Origin of the sequence: Dickeya sp. NCPPB 3274 (assembly GCF_000406205.1) — a bacterium.
Classification (GTDB): domain Bacteria; phylum Pseudomonadota; class Gammaproteobacteria; order Enterobacterales; family Enterobacteriaceae; genus Dickeya; species Dickeya fangzhongdai.
This window is the reverse complement of sequence record NZ_CM001979.1, coordinates 3,418,307-3,440,181: the sequence shown is the minus strand read 5'-3', so window position 1 is coordinate 3,440,181 and position 21,875 is coordinate 3,418,307. Positions and strand designations below refer to the sequence as shown.

Sequence of the window (21,875 nt, the reverse complement as noted above, 5' to 3'; positions counted from 1 at the left end):
CTGGAACTGGATGAAGCGCTTGATCAATGTCGTGCGCTGGCCTATGCCCTGATTGAACTGGATCAGCCGGAAGTGCGAGAGATCCTGATATTTATTTTGGCTGAACGCCTGAACCTGTTATATCGCCTTAATGAATCCCCGGAGCCTGATAACCCGGAGGATGCCTATGAATAACGCTCATTTCCCATGTGCCTACACCCAGCGTGGTGATGAAAAAATTCAACGGGCGATGCTGGTTGCCGGATTAATGGCGGATCTACTGCGTGATCGTGACGGTATGGTGGCGCAACCCCTCAATGTAGAAAGCGTGGCAGCGGTCTTTGAATGTGTGCATGAACAGCTCAATGATGCTGTTAGCAATAATGCGTTTATGTCAGAAGCGCTATCGCCGGATGAAGGGGGCGCGTGTGACGCATAAACATCAATTGTCATCGACAGTAAAGGCGGCCAATGGCCGCTGGGGGCAGATTTTACCGGCATTAGGGATAAGCGTACCGGGAAATGGCAGGCATGGAGCCTGCCCAACATGCGGCGGGTCTGATCGTTTTCGGTTTGATGATAAACAGGGGCGCGGCACCTGGTTCTGTAATCAGTGCGGGCATGGTGACGGCTTAGATCTGGTGCAACGGGTCAATGGTTATGACGCGAAAACCGCGGCTGATGCTGTGGCCGCTGTGCTGTCGTTACCGGCGGTGCAACAGCCTGCCGATACGCCCGCCAGAAAGGATGCTGATGATGCCGAAAAGCGCCGTCTGTTTCAGGCGACTTACCGGCAGTTGCGGGCGCAGAGTACACCCGGCGACAGTGTATATCTCGCCAGTAAAGGGTTAACGGGGCAGTCTTTGCCCCTGATTAGCCATGAGCAACGTAGCGGCGGTGTGTCCTTTCCTACCGGTTCGCTGCTGTTGCCGGTGAGCGATATCCACGGGCAGATTATCGGCGCTCAACTGATTAGCCCTTCGGGGGATAAGCGGCTGTTGCCAAATTCGGTACTGAACGGGGGATTTATTGCTGTTCAGCCGGTGCCGGAAGCCATGCCGGAGCAGGTGACAATCACCGAAGGCTACGCCACGGCGTTAACCGTGGCCGCAATGACGGAGGGGATCACCGTGGCGGCGGTGGCCGCCAGTAATCTGCTGAATGTGGCGCAGGCGTTCCGGTTGCGCTGGCCGGAGGTTCGGCTGGTGATTGCCGGTGACAATGACCTGATTGATGGTAAAGAAAACACCGGCAGGCATTGGGCGGAGAAGGCTGCGAAAGCGGTCGATGGCTGGGTGACACTTCCCCCTACGCGCCATAAAGCTGATTGGGATGACTTTCGACAGGAGCATGGCCCGGAACGGGCCAAAGAAGCCTTTCGGGAGGAAATGGTGCTTTATTGCAAAGGTAAAACCCGTCTGCCGCAGGGGTTCCGGCTTACCCAGGAATATCTGTGGTTTGACAAGCAGGTGAACAAGTCCGATGGCGATGTGGAAATCCGCAATATCAAGATATGCAGCCCGCTGTGGGTAACGGCCATTACTTGCGACATTGACGGCAGCAACTACGGTCGCCTACTGGAGTGGGAAGATACCAACGGCATCCAGAGAAAATGGGCGATGCCGATGGAAATGCTGGGCGGCAGTGGGGAAGAGTTACGCCGGGTACTGCTGGTTAATGGGCTGTCGTACATCAACACTAACGGCCAGGCGCGGGCGCACCTGATGGAATATATCTCGTTGTGCAAGCCTGACCGCAAAGTGACCTGTGTAGATAAAACCGGCTGGCATGGTGGGGTGTACGTGTTGCAGGACGAAGTGATCGGCGATGAGGCGGATACGGTGATCCTGCAAACGTCCTGTGTTCAAGGGCGTGATTTTCGTACTGCCGGATCACTGGCGGATTGGCGTGAACAGGTCGCACGGTATTGTGTGGGTAATGCCCGTGTTGCATTTGCGGTTAGCCTGGCTTTTGCTGCGCCACTGCTGAAACTGGCCGGTGTCGGCGGCGGTGGTTATCACTTGAAAGGAGAATCAACGGACGGCAAAACCACCACCATGAAGGTAGCGGCGTCAGTCTGTGGCGGCGCGGATTACTGGCATACCTGGCGAGCGACGGGCAACGCGTTGGAAGGCACCGCCAGCCGCCGTAATGATGCCGCCCTGATGCTGGATGAAATCCGCGAAGTGGACGGGCGCGAAGCCGGAAATATCGCCTATATGCTGGCGAATGGTCAGGGCAAAGCGCGGGCCAGAACTGACGGCAGTGTCAGGGAAACCAACCGTTGGTGTCTGCTGTTTTTATCTACCGGGGAATTATCGCTGGTGGAACATGCCGCCAATGCCGGGGAGCGAACCTATGCCGGGGTTGAGGTGCGGATGGTACAAATCCCCAGTGATTCCGGTAAATACGGTGTATTTGAAACGTTGCACGGTTTTGCCGGAGGCAAGGCGCTGGCCGAGCATTTAGAGCAGGCGGTCACGCAATACCACGGCACGGCGTTTCGTGCCTGGCTACATCACCTGACGGCGGATTTGCACGGTATGACGGCTAAAGCCAAAAGCCTGTTAAAGACCTACACCCGCGAGATGACGCCGCAGGATGCCGGTAATCAGGTGGGCAGGGCGGTCACGCGCTTTGCGCTGGTGGCAATGGCCGGAGAGCTGGCAACCCAAGCCGGTATAACCGGTTGGCCTGCCGGGGAAGCATTGCAGGCGGCTAAAAGCTGCCTGGCGGCGTGGATGGCTGATCGTGGTCATGCAGCCAATCAGGAAGAAGCGGCCGCACTGGAGCAGGTGAAAACCTTTATGACGCGCAACCAGTTTAGCCGTTTTGCTGACTGGCATAACGAGCAAAGTCGCCCGTCCAATATGGTGGGATTTCGTCAGGTGGTGAAAGGAGGCCACAGCGAAGAAGCTGTCACGCTTTTCTATGTGCTGCCATCAGGCTGGAAAGAAATCTGTCAGGGGTTTGATGCCAAAAAGGTGGCGCAGTTGTGTGCCAGGGCGGGGTATCTGGACTTACCGGATGATGCCAGCCGGACACAGAAAAACATCCGCCTGCCAGAAATAGGCGTCAAGCGGGTGTACCAGTTTAACAGCAGCGTTTTAGGGTAATTCTCGCGCGTATCTTATTTTTCTGAGGTAACAGAGGTAACACTGGTAACAGACAGGCAGGACAAGGGGGAAACCTGTTACCAGTAAGGCATAGTCACTGGTAACAGTGGTAACACTCATGAGTTTGTTACCAGCGTTACCAGCAGAAATAAGACAGAGGTAACAGAGAAAAGCCATATATATCAAAGCTGTTACCAGTGTTACCGCTGTTACCACGCGCAGAGAAGAGACAGACAATTAGGAATGGCCGCTCGTAAGGGCTTTTTTCCTGGCGGGCGGTAGGTGAAGAAAAGGTGAGGAACTGATGAGAGTAATGCGCGTGTATTGTCCTGAATGTAGTTCGCTGGCGGTGGTGCGAAAGACCAACCGCAAACATCCACAGATTGCCGATATCTACTGCGCCTGTAGCAATATGGAATGCGGTCACACGTTTGTGATGAACATGACCTTTTCACATACCTTAAGCCCCAGTGCGTTGACGCACGGCCGAATGATGAAAAACATGATTGATGCCATCGCACCAGACAAACGCCAGGAAATGATCGACCTGTTAAGCCAGGCACAGGATGACGACCAAAAGGTGAGTAAAACGCAAGGGCAGGTGAGCGCCACGGCGCAAAGTCGGCGCTGATAGGCTCCTTATCGCTGTGTTCTCACCGTTCACGTTTTTCAGTGTGCTGAGTATTTCCATTCGCGTGTAAGCCGCATCCGGCAAGGGATTGCCGGAGCGTTGGCTGATTGTATCGTTATCCCTTCGTTGCCGAAAAACTCACACAAAATAAAAAATATCCTTTACAGTCATATAGATAATATTGGTTTGCATGGTCTTTCCGTTCCCCCAAAAAGCCTGAAAACTGAAAAATGCTGAAATGTGTTTCAATCATTTCAGTTGGGCTGTGTACGCTGATAGCCCAGGTACAATGCGGGCTGGCGCTATGGTTTGTAGAAAAGGAAAACTGAAAAATTTCATGACTACGAAAACCGCAGGCGGGTGCGGTGTAGTGCCGATTTTGTCTATGTTGTGTTTAATTTTCAGGCCAATGGATGACTATTTAAAAGTAGAAATGCTTATAGCTACATAAAGAACCTGAGATCTTTAGAACTCGCTGTAAGATGTCTGGCGTGGTATAACAGATTAGGGCTATTATCACTTTGTATTTAATACATTACACCTTAGAGTTAGCAGGGCTAAAATAATGCTATTTATGTGATGTGGCTTGGATTTTAATTTGCGTGTTAAATATTAGCTATCGAATAAATCAAAGCATAAGGTAATTATTTATGGATAATGGTGCTATTACTTTTTTTGATATTAATGCTTTTGGCTTTTATAGGTTAAAGCAGAATGCAAAGAATCTTGATTATAAATTTGGGACTTTAGAGGATATTTTTGATGAGTTCAATGTATGGCTCAGAGGTAAAGCAATTGAGGATACAATTCCTTGGGATATGAATGTCAATCCCATGCGTTCTAAGACATATTGTCGAGGAATCGCCATTGATCCTCAAACAAAAGATATTGTTGTAGTTTTGCTTCGCGAAGTTGGTGATGGTTCAGGGAATTTACATGGTGTAAGAATGGGGTCAGCGGTAGGTGCCGGTGAAAGTGAAACCGTCAAAGCTGGATCGCATGTTCAGGGGCAGAGAATTATTTGGGGAGAACCCTGCTATTATTGGGTGATTCCTGAGTATAATAAAGTTGCGTCTATTATATTTCGACACTCAGGAGCTGATACAACAAGATTTTGTAATTACTTTACAGCGTTTGTTAATAATCATTCCAATGCAGGTGGCAAAAAAACACAAACAATAGCAAGTCACCCTCATAATCGTGATCCTGAACGTACTGTTAATGTAACTAAGACAAGGTTTGAGTATGGGGAAGGCAAAGATAAATGCAATTGTATATTTAAGTTTGATGTTGAGCAAACTAAAATAAAAACTGCTGTAAGTAATTTGGAGGAGATGATCCCGAATATAACTCAGACTATTATACGAGACACGGCAACTGCCCGTGTTGATGATGAACGTAGTCCCTTGCTCCAGTTAGGTAGCGAATATTTGCCCTCACTGTTCGGTGAGGTGCCTCCCTTGCAAGCTCCAAAGCGCGTTGAAGTTAGAATTGATGGCGCTCCTTCTGCAGAGGAGATTGCACGTCTATTTGAACAACGAGTTGATGAAACTGATTGGGTTGATGTAGGGTTCAAAATAAAAGATTCAGACATTCCAATTTGGCTTACAAAATATGTAGTTAAATCTACATTGTCAATTGATTCTGATGGGCTTTCTCATTATTCTCCAGAAAAATTGCTTGAGGAAATAAATAACTTCAGGTCGGATATTATAAATGCTGTTTTAGCTCAAGAGGCATCAATTGAAGCAAGAGCAGAGATAATCGTACAAGAGGTCGATGACCAATTATCAATGGATGATCTTAATGACGCGATAGGTGGATGATATGAAACCAAAAATAAAAAAAGCATGGATGGAGTTAATAAAAGGAGTAAGGTGGGATTTTCTTGGCCTTATCTTGATTTTTCTAATGGTCTTTTTCTTTAAAGACTCATTGAAATTTAATGAAGTAAAAGATGTTATTGGTACTCTGCAAAATATCTCTGCTGCAATTTTCACTATTGTGGGGTTATGGGTCGGTTTTTTGTATCCGAATGCAATTCAAGGCATTGTAAGTGACAATGTTGATTATATAAAAAACACAAAAGATGTTCCTAGAATTGAACGATTAATTTATGTGATAATATTCTCGGCATTAGTTATGCTTGGGACGCTAATGTTCTATATTGTTAAGTCTTTAATTGGGTATTCTTCATTTTATATCGAGCATAAGGACAGCATAAAATTTTCAGGTTTGGTTTTTGTTTACTTTTTATGTTGGCTGCAGAGTCGCTGCATCTTTAGTGTAATTATTAGTAACTTCAGGTTTGCCAATAATCTTTACTCGAGGATTAATGAATCTAAGTTGAAGCATGATTGATCCCACTCCCCTCATTTTCATGAGGGTGGCAAGATTTTGAAGACGTTTTTTATTTTTTAATAACACTAATAATTTAAATGTGACTGGGAAATATAGTATTTGCATACCACTGCAACATCTCCCTACGCCCTTCCAAATATTGCGCATGATTATAAGCCCCACGGATGGAATTCTTATCAACATGCGCAAGCTGCATTTCAATCCATGCGCTGTTAAATCCGTGTTCATGCAAAATCGTACTCATGGTGTGGCGAAAACCATGACCGGTTAAACGTCCGTGATAACCCAGTTTTTTTATCACTTTGTTGATAGTGGCATCGCTTATCGGTTTTCTGGTGTCGTTTCTTCCTGGGAAAACGAATTCATAGTAACCGGTTAGTGTCTTTAGCTCTTTCAGGATGGCTATTGCCTGTGTAGACAGAGGCACCAGGTGCGGGCGTCGTTTTTTCATGCGCTCTTTCGGGATTTCCCACAGCGCATTATCTAAATCAAATTCATCCCATTTTGCGGCGCGTAGTTCAATGGTTCTTACGCCGGTCAGCATTAAAAGCTGGGTGGCGCATTGGGTTATCTTACTGCCGGTGTAATTGTTTAGCGCAGCGACAAACTCCGGTAACTCACTTTCCGTCAGGAACGGGAAATGCTGGCTCTGAGGCTTATTCATGGCGCTGGCCAGATCAGGGGCCGGGTTATACCTGGCACGTCCGGTCACCACCGCATAGCGGAAGACTTCACCACACCGGCGGCGGATCTTGCTGGCTTGTTCCAATGCCCCGCGTTTTTCGATTTTTTGCAGAACGGCCAAGAGTTCAAGTGGCGTGATTTGGTCTATCGGGCGTTTACCCAGGAACGGAAAAATTTCCTTTTCCAAATAGCGTATCACTTCTTTGGCATACCCTTCTGACCAGGTTGATAGTTTTGAGGCGTGCCATTCTTTTGCTACGGCCTCGAAGGTGTTTTCTGTAGAGAACTGAAGCGACAATTTTTCCGCCCTGCGGGCATCGCTGGGGTTGATGCCGTTGGCTAACATCGCTTTAGCTTCATCTCGCTTCTTCCGCGCTTCAGCAAGGGATACGTTGTCATAGGTGCCAAAGGAAATGAGCTTTGGCTTTCCGGCAAACCGGTAGCGGAAACGCCAGCCTTTCGTACCGGTGCTGTCGATCAGCAAAGACAGCCCATTGCCGTCATTGAGGGTATAGGGTTTATCCTGGGCTTTGGCCTTTTTGATTTTGATGTCAGTCAGCAGCATAGGTGTATAGAAAAAAGATCGAACCTGTCATATACACAATTTTATACACATAATTGCCGGGCTTCTATAGGCTTTCGTTGGATGGGATAAGACTGGATTTTCTTCTTTTTATTTGTTTTTAAAGGATTTTTAGACTTGCTAAGAAGGTGTGAGACGGGTTGATGGCGTCCCCAGCAGGGATCGAACCTGCAACTAGCCCTTAGGAGGGGCTTGTTATATCCATTTAACTATGGGGACTGCGCTGGCGTCGCATTATAACCGATTTGGCTGTCGCCATAAGCACTTGCCGGTGCGTTTGCTCAATCCGCCACCAGTTTTGGCCTGAATAGCGGCCTTAATCGTGGTATCTTTCGCTACGCTGGCCGTCAGACAAATGGGTGACGGGCTACGCAAGTCACTGAATTAGGGTGCGATCGCACAATTGGTGCTGGAATTATACCGGTGCCTGAAGCAGGATCCGCATCCTCCAATGTTGACCGTCGCGTCAGCCGATGCGACGGCGGTTGTTTCCCGAGCAAGGGTGTCCGGTATGAACCGGACAATTCTGAAGCGCTGACGGGAGGGGCGTCACTTCTGGCGCCGCTATTAAACAATCGCCATTTTTCCAACAGACCGCCGCCGGCGGTACGGGCAAACCAAAGCCCGGTGTATTAAGATGATAACATGTGGCCTTGTGCGCTGGCGGCCCGATGGCAGGTCGTGCGGACTGCATGAAAGTTCAGCAGGGAGATACGTTATGAATTTTCGTCTGGGTGGTGTAGTACTGGCGAGCGCATTGCTTGCCGGCTGTGCCAGCTCTAAAACCTCAGCGCCTGAGCAGCGTTCGGATCCGCTGGAAGGATTCAACCGCACCATGTTCGGCTTCAACTACAACGTGCTGGATCCGTATGTAGTGCGCCCGGCAGCGGTGGTCTGGCGCGATTATATGCCGCAACCGGCGCGAAATGGTCTGACCAATTTCTTCGTCAACCTGTCTGAACCCGCCACTATGGTGAACTATTTCGTCGAGGGCAAACCCTATCAGGCGATGATTCACTTTAACCGCTTCTTCCTTAACACCTTGCTGGGGATGGGCGGCCTGATCGACGTCGCGGCAATGGCGAATCCGAAACTGGCGAAAGAAGAACCACACCGTTTCGGCAGTACGCTGGGGCATTACGATGTAGGCTACGGGCCTTATCTGGTGCTGCCGGGTTATGGCAGCGCCACGCTGCGTGAAGACGGCGGCGGGGTAGTGGATACGCTTTATCCGCCGTTGAGTTATCTCACTTTCTGGATGTCCGCCGGTAAGTGGGCGGTGGAAGGCCTGGAAACTCGTGCCCGCCTGCTGGATTCCGACGGGCTGCTGCGTAATTCGTCCGACCCTTACCTGATGGTGCGTGACGCCTATTTCCAGCGGCACGATTTCCTGGCTAACGACGGTAAATCCGCCCCGGTGGTTAACCCGAACGCTAAAGCGATTGAAGGCAGTCTGGACGAAATCGATTCAGATAAATAAGCGTTTTTTTAGTATTGATGGGCGCCTGAGGGCGCCTTTTGTCACTAATCGTCTTACCTGCCCGCCTGAAACCCGCCAAACTGATTGTTTGTGAAACGTTATATGGTTGTTGAGCGTTTATTTAATTACATAAATTTATTTCCACCGTCTATGTAACAATAATAACAGCCGGTTAGAGAGGGTAACGATTCAGCAGCCCTGAGCAGCAATCCGCATATTGCGTAATGTGCTCTTATCTCCGCCTGCCGTCAGCCATTTTTGCTCTATGCTGAAATAGACGAAGGCGTTGTCGCGCACCTGCTTACGGGTTGCCGCCGTGTTTCTCATGGCTCATCGCTCCTGCATCGTTATCTCGCTAATCTGGAATCACCCTTGTTCACCTGCAGGGATGACACATTGACATAACGGGACATAAACATGAAAAAACTATTGGTTACCACCTTGTGTCTGGGCGCCATAGGGCTGGCACAGCCTGTCATGGCGGAAGAAAGTAAGGCAGTGGATGTAGTACTGATCGGCGGCGGCGTCATGAGCGCCACGTTGGGCACCTATCTGCAGGCGCTGGAGCCGAACTGGACCATCAGCATGGTCGAGCGTCTGGACAATGTGGCTGAGGAAAGCTCCAACGGCTGGAATAACGCCGGTACCGGCCACTCCGCTTTTATGGAACTGAACTACACGCCGGAAAAAGCCGATGGCTCGATTGACATCAGCAAGGCGGTCGAAATCAGCGAAGCGTTCGAAGTTTCCCGTCAGTTCTGGTCTTATCAAATTTCTCACAATGTGATGAAAGACCCGTCGTCGTTTATCAATAGCGTGCCGCACATGAGCTTCGTGTGGGGCGACGACAACGTTAATTACCTGCACAAACGCTACCAGGCGCTGCAACACAGCACCCTGTTCCGCGGCATGGAGTTTTCCGACAAAGCGGATCAGATCAAACAGTGGATCCCGCTGGTGATGGAAGGGCGCGATCCGCAACAGAAGATTGCCGCCACCCGTATGCCGATCGGTACCGACGTCAACTACGGCGAAGTCACCCGCCAACTGGTGGATGGGTTGAAACAGCATGCGACTTTCAACCTGAAACTGAGCAACGAAGTGCGCGACATCAAGCGCAACCCGGATAAAACCTGGGACGTAGTGGTTGCCGACCTGAAAAACGGCGGTAAAGAAAGCGCGATCAAAGCCAAGTTCGTGTTCATCGGCGCCGGCGGCGCGGCGCTGCAACTGCTACAGAAATCCGGCATTCCGGAAGCAGGCAACTATGGCGGTTTCCCGGTTGGCGGCGAGTTTCTGGTCACCGATAATCAGGACATCGTAAAACGTCATCTCGCCAAGGTATACGGTAAAGCCTCGGTTGGTGCGCCGCCGATGTCCGTACCGCATCTGGATACCCGTATCTTCAACGGCAAGCAGGTGCTGCTGTTCGGGCCGTTCGCTACCTTCTCCAGCAAATTCCTGAAAAACGGTTCGCTGTGGGATCTGCTCTCGTCCATGAACACCTCCAACTTTATGCCGATGGTGAATGTGGGGATCGATAACTTCGATCTGGTGAAATACCTGATCGGTCAGTTAATGATGAGCGACGACGACCGTTTTGCCGCGCTGAAAGAGTACTTCCCGCAGGCCAAACAGTCTGACTGGCGTCTGGCGGTGGCGGGTCAACGTGTACAGGTCATCAAGAAAGACAAAGATCTGGGCGGCGTACTGAAGCTGGGCACCGAGATTGTCAGCGACAAAGACGGCTCCATCGCCGCGCTGCTGGGCGCGTCGCCGGGTGCGTCGACTGCTGCGCCGATCATGCTGAGCCTGATGCAGACCGTGTTCAAGGATAAGGTCGCGACGCCGGAATGGCAGGCCAAACTGAAGGAAATCATTCCGTCTTACGGCCAGAAACTGGAAGGCAATATCGACCTGACCAACAAGATTCGCGGTTACACCAGCAGCACGCTGAAACTGAACTACATGGAAGTGAAGCCGGAATAATGCCGCCGGCATAGCCGACTTCCCATACAACAAAAGGCCGCGATAGCGGCCTTTTTTACGAATACGGATTAGGTACCCGGATTAGAAACTGTAGTTGAAGTTCACGCCGTACAACCACGCCCGGCCTTTAGAGGTAAAGGTGTAGGAGGGCAGGTTGGCCGCGACGCCGGCTTCGTGAATCGTCACTTTCTGACCGTGCATGTAAGACACGCCCACATCCACCGAGGCGTCTTTGTTGAAGGCGTAGGTGGTGCCGGCGCTCAGCCAGAGACGATCCTGATCCGGGATGGAGATGGTGCGTTTGTCGGCCGGTACCGGGCTGTCGTCAAACGCGATACCGGTGCGGAAAGTCCAGTTATCGTTGTAGTAGTAGGTGGTGCCCAGCGCGATGCGGTAGGCATCGTGGAAGCGTTCGTCTTTCTGGAACAGTTGCTGGCCGTTGCTGCCGGTGGCGCGCAGTTCCTGGAAGGAACTCCAGCTGGTGTAGGCCAGACTGTAGTGAACCGCCCATTGCGGGGCGACGCGGTGGTAAGCGGAAAGCTCCCACATTTCCGGCAGGTTGAGCGTCAGCTTGCCGGGGATGGTGGTGCCGCTGGTGCCGCGCGGCGCCGCCAGGTCGCTTCGGAAGGAACCATCAAAGTCGATGTCGACTTTGGAGCGGTAACTCAGGCCGAAGCGGTTGTTTTTATCCAGTTCATACAGGATGCCGGCGTTCCAGCCATAGCCCCATTCTTTACCATCCAGATGGGTGATCTCGGACGTTGAACGCACGCCCAGCGCCGGACCGACTTCGCCGGCGTTACGCACAATCTTGGCATCGGCGTACACGGCGTTGACGCCCAGACCAAAGCTGAAATGCTGGTTGAGGCGATAGGCCGCGCTCAGATTCAGGTTGGAAGTTTTCAGGTCGGTTTTGCCAGCGATGGAACCGGCGCTGAAATTGTCGCTGAATTCAGTCGCCAGACCGAAGTTGGTGGTGGCGGATGCGCCTACCGCCCACTGCTCGTTCAGCGGCATGATGAAATGCAGGTTGGGCACCCAGGCGTGCGGCGCAATATTGTCAGCGCTGGCGTCACGGCCGGTGCTGCTGGAGCCGCGCAGGTCGATGTCAGGGTTAATGTAGGTTACGCCGCCGGAAAAGGCCGGGCGATCAAACAGCGTCATGGTCGCCGGGTTGCGGCTGCCAGAGGTCGCATTGTCTGCAATGGCGCTTTCACCTGAGAAGGCGCGCCCCAGACCGGATGAGGAGAACTCATTCAACTGGAAACCTGCAGCGGTTGCATTGGATGCCATTAGCGCCAGCGCCACAGCAAGTGATGTTTTCTTTAACAGGACTTTCTGGCTCATGACCGAAACCTCACTGAACGTTTGTAATTTTTGTTAAGCGTGTAACAAGGGACGCGCATTGTAGGGGGGGTTAATGGGCTGACAAATCAGACCAGTTGCGAAAAGTATAAAAGTAAAACGACGAAATGTTTTCCCTTGGTTCCATAAATGTTGCAAAAATGATTTAGAAATTAGATCTAGTTAACAAATGTCATGATTGTGTTTAGAGCATTTATCCTATTTCATTGAAAAATAACGTTAAGATGTGATTTACATCACGTAATGTCCCTTTAATCGGTAAGTGCTAGTGATAGACGGCTGTGGTGAGTAAAATGGGGGCAGAATAGATGGATAGCGTGCTTCCGATTGTGGAGGCGCCTGTCGCCGCAGAGGAGTTTTGCCATGACAAACGCGATTAATAAATGTAGCGCAGAAGAAACCGCCGCCTGTTGCTGTGTGGATGTGGGAACCGTAATGGATAACACCGATTGCACCGCATCTTACAGCCGTGTATTTCCCCACCGCAGCGACGCGGAACAGACACAGAAGCAACTGACGGAAAAAGCCCGTTCGGTTGAATCCGAGCCTTGCGTGATTGACGCCCGTCTGTCCGAGGCGGAAGGCGGATTCAAACTGGATATGGATTTCACGTTTAGCTGCCAGGCTGAAACCCTGATCTTCCAGTTGGGCCTGCGTTAACCGCGATCACGCTAAGCGCGTCAATAGCGGCGCGCGCGCCTTCGCTTTGCGGCTGATCCGCTGAGATCAGCCGCGTCCCCGAGTCCTTCCACTTCATTATTCCTTCTCTTTCATTACCTTTACCGTCTTATTCCCGTTGCGTATGAACGCCTGGAAGCGTGGCGTGGCTCGCTGTTTGGTATCCGCTTGTTTGCATAATGTAATCTTCAGGTTAACAATGAGTTCAGACCCCATCGGTCTCTGAAAAGGGATGAACGGAATGGTTATGCGCGAACGCGAAGTAGTGCCGCTGGTCACCCGGCGTGGCGACCGCATTGCGATTGTCAGTGGGCTGAGAACGCCATTTGCCCGGCAGGCGACGGCTTATCATGGTATTCCGGCGCTGGAGCTGGGCAAGCTGGTGGTCAATGAGCTGTTGCTTCGCAGCGGCGTCGAACCGGAGCTGGTGCAGCAACTGGTGTTCGGGCAGGTGATTCAGATGCCGGAGGCGCCCAATATCGCCCGCGAAATCGTGCTGGGCAGCGGCATGAGTGTGAATACCGATGCTTATAGCGTCTCCCGCGCCTGCGCCACCAGCTTTCAGGCGGTCGCCAACGTGGCGGAAAGCATTCTGGCCGGCGCTATCGACATCGGCATCGCCGGCGGCGCTGATTCGGCTTCCGTGCTGCCTATCGGCGTCAGCAAGGCGCTGGCGCGCACGCTGGTCGATCTCTCGCGCGCCAGAACCTTCCGCCAGCGGCTGGCGTTATTCGCTCGCCTGCGGCCGCGGGATTTACTGCCGGTGGCGCCCGCCGTGGCTGAGTACTCCACCGGGCTGCGCATGGGCGATACCGCCGAGCAGATGGCGAAAGACTACCGCATCAGCCGCGACGCGCAGGACGCGTTCGCCCATCTCTCGCATCAACGCGCCGCGCAGGCCTGGGCCGACGGCGTGCTGCGTGACGAGGTGATGACCGCCTGGGTGCCGCCGTATAAGCAGGCGATTAATGAAGACAACACGATTCGTCGCGACAGCGCGCCGGAACAGTATTCCCGCCTGAAACCCGCCTTTGACCGTCGCTACGGCAGCGTGACCGCCGGCAACAGTTCGCCGTTAACCGATGGCGCCGCCGCTGTGCTGCTGATGAGCGAATCCCGCGCCAGCGAACTGAAACTGACGCCGCTTGGCTACCTGCGCAGCTATGCGTTCAGCGCCATTCCGGTACAGCAGGACATGCTGGCGGGGCCGGCTTACGCCACCCCGCTGGCGCTCGATCGGGCCGGTATCCGGCTCGATGATCTGGCGCTGATCGACATGCATGAAGCCTTCGCCGCTCAAACGCTGGCTAATCTGCACCTGTTCGCCAGCGCTGAATTCGCCCGCGATAAACTCGGGCGCAGCGAGCCGGTGGGGGAGGTGGACCGGGAGCGCTTCAATGTGCGGGGCGGCTCGATCGCCTATGGCCATCCGTTTGCCGCGACCGGCGCGCGCATGATCACCCAGACGCTGCATGAACTGCGCCGGCGAGGCGGCGGATTGGGGCTGGTTACCGCCTGTGCGGCGGGCGGCCTGGGGGCAGCCATGGTGCTGGAGGTGACGCAATGACCGAGCTGAATTCGATGCATCAGGCGCACGAACATGAGGCGCACGCCGCTTTCCAACTGACGCTACGCCCCGATCATATCGGGGTGATTACCGTGGATGTCCCCGGCGAGAAAGTGAATACCCTGAAAGCGGAATTCGCGGAACAGATGCGCGCGGTGCTGACGCAGGCCCGACAGCACAGTGGCCTGCAGGGGCTGGTTATCCTCTCCGGCAAGCCGGAATCGTTTATCGCCGGGGCGGATATCGGCATGTTGGATGCCTGTTCCGACGCGGCGGCGGCGCAAGCGCTGGCCGAAACCGGGCAGGAAACGCTGGAGGCGATCGCCCGTCTGCCGTTCCCGGTGGTGGCGGCCATTCACGGCGCCTGTCTGGGCGGCGGGCTGGAACTGGCGCTGGCTTGCGATTATCGCCTGTGTACGCCGGACGACAGTACCCGTCTCGGGTTGCCGGAAGTGCAATTGGGGCTATTGCCGGGCGCAGGCGGCACCCAGCGGCTTCCACGCCTGATTGGCGTGGACCGCGCGCTGGAGTTGATCCTGACCGGGCGGCAGTTGCGGGCGGCTCAGGCGCGTCGGCTCGGGCTGGTGGATGAGGTGGTGCCGCACGCGGTATTGCTGGAGGCGGCGCTGGGGTTTATCCGCCGCGGTAAACGGCAGCCGTCTTCGCCCGGCTGGCGGCATCGGTTACTGATGCTGCCTTACGTACGCCGCTGGCTGTTTGAGCGGGTGCGGCGGCAGACGCAGGCGAAAACCCAGGGCAATTACCCGGCGACGGCGCGCATCCTGGCGGTGGTGCGCCGTGGTCTGGAGCAGGGCAGTCAGGCTGGCTATCAGGCGGAGGCCCGCGCTTTCGGCCGACTGGTGGCGTCGCCGGAGTCCGTGGCGTTGCGGCGACTGTTTTTTACCGCCACAGCCCTGAAAAAAGATCGGGGCGCGTCGGTCGAACCCGGCCCACTGCGCCGGGTCGGGGTGCTGGGCGGCGGGTTGATGGGCGGCGGCATCGCCGGCGTTACCGCGCTGAACGGCCGATTGCCGGTAAGGATTAAAGATATTCATGAGCAAGGCATCACCCTCGCGCTGCGCAACAGCTGGCAACGGCTGAGCAAACAGGTAGAACGCCGCCGCATCACGCCCGCAGAGCAGCGGCGACAAATGAGCCTGATGTCCGGCGGAACCGATTACCGGGGGTTTGAGCGCGTCGATGTGGTGGTGGAGGCGGTATTCGAAGATTTGGCGCTCAAACAGCAGATGGTGCGGGAAACCGAAGCGGTGACGCCGCCGCATGCGGTGTTTGCCACCAATACGTCGTCGCTGCCGATTCATCAGATCGCCGCCGGCGCCGGCCGACCCGAACAGGTGATTGGCCTGCACTATTTCAGCCCGGTGGACAAGATGCCGCTGGTTGAGGTTATTCCGCATGCCGGAACCAGCGAGCAGACGTTGTCCACCACGGTGGCGCTGGCGAAGACGCAGGGTAAAACCGCGATCGTGGTAGCGGATAAAGCCGGGTTTTATGTTAACCGCATTCTGGCGCCTTACCTGAATGAGGCGGCTCGCTGCCTGCTGGAAGGCGAACCGGTCGAGTCGGTTGATCAGGCGTTGGTGCGTTTCGGTTTCCCTGTCGGGCCTTTTACCCTGCTGGATGAGGTGGGGATTGATGTGGCGATGAAGATTGTACCGGTGCTGGTAGCGGAGCTGGGCGAGCGGTTTTGCGCGCCGCCGGCGCTGGAAGCCATTGCCCGCGACAACCGTAAAGGCCGCAAGAACGGCCGCGGCTTTTATCGCTACGATCAGTCGCGTTATGAACGGTTATGCGGTTTGTGGCGACGTCAGGGCAAAGTGTCCGACGGCAGCCTCTATCCATTGCTGGATGTGACGCCCAAAGCGCATCTGGATCCGGCGCTGATTGCACAACGCTGCGTCATGATGATGCTGAATGAGGCGGTGCGCTGTCTGGATGAAGGGGTGATCCGTCGTCCAGGCGACGGCGATATCGGCGCGGTGATGGGGATCGGATTTCCGCCGTTTCTGGGCGGCCCGTTTCACTACATGAATCGATTAGGGATAGAAACGGTGGTGGGAACCCTGCTGTCGTTGCAGGCGCAGTACGGCGATCGGTTTGCGCCGGCGGAAGGGCTGCTCCGGCGACAGTCGCAGCAGGTTGGTTTTGCTGATGAAACGGAGCGCTGAGCGGGTGAAGGCAAAACCTGAACCCGTTATCCCCCCTCGTTTTTATTCTTGTCGGATGAGTAAATAATAAATTAAAAAGCCGAAAGGCAGATTTTTTGAATGAAAGAACCCGATCTTGTTTAAAAAATTATTTTATTGGCTGACGAGCAACTTTATTTATCGGATTCACTTTCAGGTGAAAAAAGTTAATTGATAAAAATGCTGAACACAATGGCGCATTAGCGGGGTGATAATTATATTTTATTGAAAATGCTTGTTTTTTATTTAAACGGTCCATCGTTTTTACCACCCAGTATAAGAATTCCCTGAATGCTGGGCATAATACCGCGCTGAATTATTTAAACGTACTGTATTCGGCACCGGTGTTTTCTCTGTTCACTATAGTGAGGTAGGGTATTTTTTCCAGTGTTTCCCGCGGTTATAAGATGAAAAAGTGTAAAAGTGTCAGAAAAATAAAACCGGTGCCGGTTTATTCTGTATTGTGGAGATTGATAATTTTTTTATCTGAATGAAAATTATTTTTTAGTCTAAACTGCTGTTAAATGAAATCTGAAAGCGAGCCAACAGCATATTATGATGACGTGATGTCGGCTTTGCCCTGAAAAAATTAAGGTTAATTGCCTGAAAAAACGGGAGGTTGCCGACTACGGCGCGATAGCGGGTCCGTGGCGCAGCGCGATGCATGATGCGGTTGGTTGCGATTCGCCGGCAATTGGGGTAAAAAAATGCGCTTTGCGCTGGTCAAAACGCCATCAGCATGATGTGGCGATACCCGATACCAGGCTGTGACCTGCCGCAAAACGGCCCCGTGCCGATTCAGCTAATCTGAAGCTATCCCCAGGGTTTTATTGCCCTTTTTCATCAATATAGCGGTGTAATATGCAAGTTTTGATCATGCGTCATGGTGATGCCGTACCTGACGCCGCCAGTGATGCGCTCCGGCCTTTAAGCAGCCGGGGAGATGAAGAATCTCGTCAGATGGCAGCCTGGCTCAACGATCAGTCGATTGATATTGATCGGGTGCTGGTGAGTCCTTACGTGCGGGCTCAGCAGACGTTGCAGGTCGTGGCGGAGGTGTTGCCGCTGCCGGAAAGTGAATGTCTGCCGGAACTGACGCCGGGCGGCAACGCCGAACTGGTGTGCGACTATCTGCTGGCGCTGGCGAAAGAAGGCACCAGCGCGGTGTTGGTGATTTCCCACCTGCCGCTGGTGGGGTATCTGGTCGCCGGGCTGTGCCCGTCTGAGACCGCGCCGATGTTCGCCACGTCGGCCATTGCCAACGTCGAGCTGGATGATGTCTCCGGTGCGGGCGTATACCACTGGCAGGTCACGCCGTCCCAATTGACGGCCAAAGTTAAACCCTGATCGTCCGACAACAGGCGCCGTTAGCGGCGCCTGTCTGGTTTTCATGCGGTTTCCCGCCGCGGGCGATTTTCCAGAATGGCGGAAGAAGGTGAGGCGGGGAGGATTATTCCTCGTCGGCGCTTTCCTGCGCCACCAGCACCAGCAGGGCGGCATTGCCGCCGAATTCCTTCGGCGCCTGATGAAACGCCAGCACATCCGGGTGTTGGGCCAGCCACAGCGGCGTTTGCTGTTTGAGAATGTGTTTGCCGTGGCCGTGCATCACGCAGGCGCAGTAGACATGTTCGCGCCGGCAGGCGGCCAGCAGCGCCCCTAGCTCCTGCTTGGCTTCCAACTGCGTCAGTCCGTGCAAATCCAAAAACAGTTCCGGCGAATAGTCGCCGCGACGCAGCTTCTTCAGCTCGTAATGACTGGCGCCCGGCCGGACATAGCGCGTCGGCCCGTCATTCTCCAGTTGCGGCTGGAATTCGTCCGAGAAATAGAAACTGGCGTCCACCTGTTCCTGAATCATCCGTCGTGGCGGCAATGCGCCGGGTTTGGTTCGGGCCGGACGGTGAACATAGGTGTCCTGACGTAACCGGGTAGCGCCCGCCACCGACGTGCGGAAAAGCGCCTGCTCCTCGTCATCAAGCATGAATTTTTTTTTCATTTTGCGTCACTCTGTCATCGTCGCGGTTCTGTTGCAGAACCTCAATACGTATTCGCATAGTTTCGGTATTCGCATAGTTTCGGTATTCACATAGTTTACCTGTTCCGTGCCGGTCGCTAAACAAAACCTTATCGTTGCATCCCCCGGTCCGCGCCGTCCGGCGGTGATATCTGCTGATTTGTCGCCGTCTTCATGGCAAACTATTGCCATCACAGAAACATGCCATCACAGAAACATGCGATTACAGAGACAGTAGTCTGCGGAGGACAAGCTTGGACAAAATTTTCGTCGATGAGGCGGTCAACGATCTGCATACCATTCAGGATATGCTGCGCTGGACAGTGAGCCGGTTTAACGCCGCCAACGTCTACTATGGACACGGCACCGATAATCCGTGGGATGAGGCGCTGCAACTGGTGCTGCCCAGTCTGTTTCTGCCGATCGATATTCCGGAAGACATGTACCTCGCCCGGCTGACGTCCAGCGAGCGTCATCGCATCATTGAGCGGGTGATTCGCCGCGTCAACGAGCGTATTCCGGTGGCTTATCTGACGAACAAGGCCTGGTTTTGCGGACTGGAGTTTTATGTCGACGAGCGGGTGCTGGTGCCCCGTTCGCCGATTGGCGAGTTGATCAACAACCGTTTTGCGTCGCTGTTGCCCAACGCGCCGCATCATATTCTCGATTTGTGCACCGGCAGCGGTTGCATCGCTATCGCCTGCGCTCAGGCATTCCCCGAAGCGGAAGTGGATGCGGTGGATATTTCCGCCGAGGCGCTGGCGGTGACCGAACAGAATATCCAGCAGCACGGCATGGAATACAACGTGACGCCGATCCGTTCCGACCTGTTCCGTGACCTGCCGGCGATTCAGTATGACCTGATCGTCACCAATCCGCCGTACGTGGACGAGGAAGACATGGCCGACCTGCCGCAGGAATACCGCTTCGAACCGGAGCTGGGACTGGCGGCGGGTAGCGACGGCCTGACACTGGTGCGCCGGATTCTGGCATGCGCGCCGGACTTTCTTACCGACGAGGGCGTGCTGATTTGCGAAGTCGGCAACAGCATGGTGCACCTGATGGAGCAGTATCCGGATATTCCGTTTACCTGGCTGGAGTTCGACAACGGCGGCGACGGCGTCTTCATGCTGACCCGTTCCCAACTGCTGGACTGTCAGGCGCATTTCAGCCTTTACCGGGATTAATCCCTCCGCAGGGCGGCGGGCGGTAAGTCTCCGTCTGGCGCCCTGATGTTTTTTCAATGCTAAGGAGCCGTGATGGCAGGAAACAGTATTGGTCAGTTTTTCCGTGTCACCACCTTTGGTGAATCTCATGGCATCGCTCTGGGATGCGTGGTGGATGGCGTACCGCCGGGTATTCCGCTGACCGAGGCCGATTTGCAGCACGACCTGGACCGTCGTCGTCCGGGGACTTCTCGTTATACCACCCAGCGCCGCGAGCCGGATCAGGTGCGTATTCTGTCCGGGGTGTTTGAAGGCGTGACTACCGGCACCAGCATCGGTCTGTTAATTGAAAATACCGATCAGCGTTCGCAGGACTACGGCGCCATCAAGGATCTGTTCCGCCCCGGTCATGCCGATTACACCTATGAGCAGAAATACGGCATCCGCGATTACCGCGGCGGCGGTCGGTCTTCCGCCCGTGAAACCGCGATGCGCGTAGCCGCCGGCGCCATTGCCAAAAAATACCTGCAACAGCAGCATGGCGTGGTGATTCGCGGCTATCTGGCGCAGATGGGCGATGTGGTGTGCGAACTGAAAGATTGGGCGCAGGTGGAGCAAAACCCGTTTTTCTGCCCGGACGCGGACAAGCTCGACGCGCTGGATGAACTGATGCGCGCCCTGAAAAAAGAGGGCGACTCCATCGGCGCGAAAATCACGGTGGTGGCTGAGTCGGTGCCGCCGGGGTTGGGCGAGCCGGTGTTTGATCGTCTTGACGCCGATCTGGCCCACGCGCTGATGAGCATCAACGCCGTCAAAGGCGTGGAAATCGGCGACGGCTTCGCGGTCGTGGATCGTCGCGGCAGCGAAAACCGTGATGAAATCACCCCGGAAGGCTTTCAGAGCAACCATGCGGGCGGCATTCTGGGCGGCATCAGCAGCGGGCAGGCGATCACCGCCCATCTGGCGCTGAAACCGACTTCCAGCATCACCGTGCCGGGGCGTACCATCACCCGCGACGGCGACGCCACGGAGATGATCACCCGCGGTCGCCATGACCCGTGCGTGGGAATTCGCGCAGTGCCGATTGCCGAAGCGATGATGGCGATTGTCCTGATGGATCATCTGCTGCGCCAGCGCGCGCAGTGCGCGGACGTGACGAGCCAGGTTCCCCGTTGGTAACACCATAAGAACACGGTAATACACCGAACACGAATACCATAAAACAATGAAAACAAACTGGATTGGGATGGTGGCGCTGCTGTTCTGCAGCGCCGCGCTGGCGAAGACACCGTGGCAGGAGATAACCCACCCGGTGGCAGGCCAGCCTCAGGCCATCGGCGCGTTTGCCAATGGCTGTATCATCGGCGCACAGCCGCTGTCGCTGCAGTCGTCTGATTATCAGGTGATGCGCGTCGACCAGCGGCGTTATTTCGGTCATCCGGACCTGCTGGCGTTCATCAATCGTCTCAGCGCCGGCGTGCATCGCGCCACCGGCGGCACCGTGCTGATCGGCGACATGGGCATGCCGGCCGGCGGACGGTTCAGCAGCGGTCACGCCAGTCATCAGTCGGGGCTGGATGTGGATATCTGGCTGCAACTGCCGCGTCAGCGCTGGAGTCAGCAGCAGTTGCTGCAGCCGCAACCGCTGGATCTGGTGCTGGCGGACGGTAAAAACGTCAATCCGCGCGCATGGTCGCCGGATGTGCTGAAGCTGGTGAAGACGGCGGCGCAGGATAGTGACGTAACGCGCATTTTCGTCAATCCGGCCATCAAAAAGCAGCTGTGTCTGGAAGCCGGCGGCGATCGCAACTGGCTGCACAAAGTCCGGCCGTGGTTCGCCCATCGCGCGCACATGCACGTGCGGCTGCGTTGTCCGGCGGATAGCCTGGAGTGCCAGGAGCAGGATGCGCCGCCAGCGGGCGACGGATGCGGCGCCGAACTGAACAGCTGGTTCCAGCCGCGCAAACCGGGCGCCGAACCGCCGGCCAAAACGACGCCTCCCCCGTTGCCGCCTTCCTGTCAGGCGTTGCTTGATCGTCATCTCATTGCGGAATAATT

General features: G+C 54.4%; 17 protein-coding genes, 1 tRNA gene and 1 pseudogene. 14 read left to right on the top strand and 5 right to left on the bottom strand.

The window, feature by feature from the left end; all coding sequences use genetic code 11:
• The first annotated feature begins 166 nt into the window (after window positions 1-166).
• The 5 genes and pseudogenes from DXX3274_RS15360 (at window position 167) to DXX3274_RS15340 (ending at window position 6,087) form a co-directional block, all read left to right on the top strand.
• Window positions 167-418, top strand: a complete 252-nt coding sequence (locus tag DXX3274_RS15360) for a hypothetical protein (protein WP_050569887.1) — start codon at window positions 167-169, stop codon at window positions 416-418.
• Window positions 393-3,095, top strand: coding sequence for a DUF927 domain-containing protein (locus DXX3274_RS15355; protein WP_042860520.1), 2,703 nt, complete (start codon window positions 393-395; stop codon window positions 3,093-3,095). Before DXX3274_RS15360 ends, DXX3274_RS15355 begins: the two co-directional genes overlap by 26 nt.
• A 304-nt stretch (window positions 3,096-3,399) precedes the next feature.
• Window positions 3,400-3,648 (top strand): annotated as a pseudogene (locus DXX3274_RS15350) (ogr/Delta-like zinc finger family protein); the annotation flags it as partial.
• Window positions 3,649-4,376: 728 nt separating this feature from the next.
• A complete protein-coding gene (locus tag DXX3274_RS15345; RefSeq protein ID WP_042860518.1) occupies window positions 4,377-5,552 on the top strand; it encodes a hypothetical protein in 1,176 nt (391 codons plus the stop codon).
• A 1-nt stretch (window position 5,553) separates the two neighbouring features.
• Window positions 5,554-6,087 carry a hypothetical protein gene (locus DXX3274_RS15340; RefSeq protein WP_042860517.1) on the top strand — a complete coding sequence of 178 codons (534 nt, stop codon included), beginning with the start codon at window positions 5,554-5,556 and terminating at the stop codon, window positions 6,085-6,087.
• Window positions 6,088-6,160: 73 nt separating this feature from the next.
• On the opposite strand, the gene DXX3274_RS15335 is transcribed toward DXX3274_RS15340, so the two are convergent.
• Window positions 6,161-7,336 (bottom strand): tyrosine-type recombinase/integrase, encoded by a 1,176-nt coding sequence (locus DXX3274_RS15335; protein ID WP_042860516.1) that lies wholly within the window; start codon window positions 7,334-7,336, stop codon window positions 6,161-6,163.
• 162 nt (window positions 7,337-7,498) lie between these two features.
• Window positions 7,499-7,573: transfer RNA gene (locus DXX3274_RS15330), tRNA-Arg, on the bottom strand.
• Between the two features lie 499 nt (window positions 7,574-8,072).
• Here DXX3274_RS15330 and mlaA point away from each other — a divergent pair.
• On the top strand, window positions 8,073-8,834 hold the full coding sequence (gene mlaA, locus DXX3274_RS15325; protein WP_042860515.1) for a phospholipid-binding lipoprotein MlaA: 762 nt from the start codon (window positions 8,073-8,075) through the stop codon (window positions 8,832-8,834).
• Between the two features lie 189 nt (window positions 8,835-9,023).
• Here the strand turns inward: mlaA and DXX3274_RS24020 are convergent, their stop codons facing one another.
• On the bottom strand, window positions 9,024-9,161 hold the full coding sequence (locus DXX3274_RS24020) for a hypothetical protein (protein WP_193747037.1): 138 nt from the start codon (window positions 9,159-9,161) through the stop codon (window positions 9,024-9,026).
• 90 nt (window positions 9,162-9,251) lie between these two features.
• On the opposite strand from DXX3274_RS24020, the gene mqo reads away from it, so the two are divergent.
• On the top strand, window positions 9,252-10,823 hold the full coding sequence (gene mqo / locus DXX3274_RS15320; RefSeq protein ID WP_042860514.1) for a malate dehydrogenase (quinone): 1,572 nt from the start codon (window positions 9,252-9,254) through the stop codon (window positions 10,821-10,823).
• Between the two features lie 81 nt (window positions 10,824-10,904).
• On the opposite strand, the gene fadL is transcribed toward mqo, so the two are convergent.
• Window positions 10,905-12,170 (bottom strand): long-chain fatty acid transporter FadL, encoded by a 1,266-nt coding sequence (fadL, locus tag DXX3274_RS15315; RefSeq protein WP_042860513.1) that lies wholly within the window; start codon window positions 12,168-12,170, stop codon window positions 10,905-10,907.
• 381 nt (window positions 12,171-12,551) lie between these two features.
• Here fadL and DXX3274_RS15310 point away from each other — a divergent pair, with 381 nt between their 5' ends.
• The 4 genes from DXX3274_RS15310 (at window position 12,552) to sixA (ending at window position 17,987) form a co-directional block, all read left to right on the top strand.
• Window positions 12,552-12,848: a YfcZ/YiiS family protein gene (locus DXX3274_RS15310; RefSeq protein ID WP_072093503.1), complete on the top strand. Its 297-nt coding sequence runs from the start codon at window positions 12,552-12,554 to the stop codon at window positions 12,846-12,848.
• A 265-nt stretch (window positions 12,849-13,113) separates the two neighbouring features.
• Window positions 13,114-14,433, top strand: coding sequence for an acetyl-CoA C-acyltransferase FadI (fadI, locus tag DXX3274_RS15305; RefSeq protein ID WP_371206785.1), 1,320 nt, complete (start codon window positions 13,114-13,116; stop codon window positions 14,431-14,433).
• Window positions 14,430-16,622: a fatty acid oxidation complex subunit alpha FadJ gene (fadJ, locus tag DXX3274_RS15300; RefSeq protein WP_042860511.1), complete on the top strand. Its 2,193-nt coding sequence runs from the start codon at window positions 14,430-14,432 to the stop codon at window positions 16,620-16,622. The genes fadI and fadJ overlap by 4 nt, the downstream gene beginning before the upstream one ends.
• Before the next feature lie 879 nt (window positions 16,623-17,501).
• Entirely contained in the window at window positions 17,502-17,987 is a 486-nt protein-coding gene (gene sixA / locus DXX3274_RS15295) for a phosphohistidine phosphatase SixA (RefSeq protein ID WP_042860509.1), read from the top strand.
• A 103-nt stretch (window positions 17,988-18,090) separates the two neighbouring features.
• On the opposite strand, the gene smrB is transcribed toward sixA, so the two are convergent.
• Complete coding sequence (smrB, locus tag DXX3274_RS15290; protein WP_038667348.1) at window positions 18,091-18,633, bottom strand: endonuclease SmrB; 543 nt, start codon at window positions 18,631-18,633, stop codon at window positions 18,091-18,093.
• A 272-nt stretch (window positions 18,634-18,905) separates the two neighbouring features.
• Here smrB and prmB point away from each other — a divergent pair, with 272 nt between their 5' ends.
• The 3 genes from prmB (at window position 18,906) to mepA (ending at window position 21,873) form a co-directional block, all read left to right on the top strand.
• Window positions 18,906-19,838, top strand: a complete 933-nt coding sequence (gene prmB, locus DXX3274_RS15285; protein ID WP_042860508.1) for a 50S ribosomal protein L3 N(5)-glutamine methyltransferase — start codon at window positions 18,906-18,908, stop codon at window positions 19,836-19,838.
• A 72-nt stretch (window positions 19,839-19,910) separates the two neighbouring features.
• Window positions 19,911-20,996 (top strand): chorismate synthase, encoded by a 1,086-nt coding sequence (aroC, locus tag DXX3274_RS15280; RefSeq protein ID WP_042860507.1) that lies wholly within the window; start codon window positions 19,911-19,913, stop codon window positions 20,994-20,996.
• A 46-nt stretch (window positions 20,997-21,042) separates the two neighbouring features.
• Window positions 21,043-21,873: a penicillin-insensitive murein endopeptidase gene (gene mepA / locus DXX3274_RS15275; RefSeq protein ID WP_042860506.1), complete on the top strand. Its 831-nt coding sequence runs from the start codon at window positions 21,043-21,045 to the stop codon at window positions 21,871-21,873.
• Window positions 21,874-21,875 lie beyond the last annotated feature (2 nt).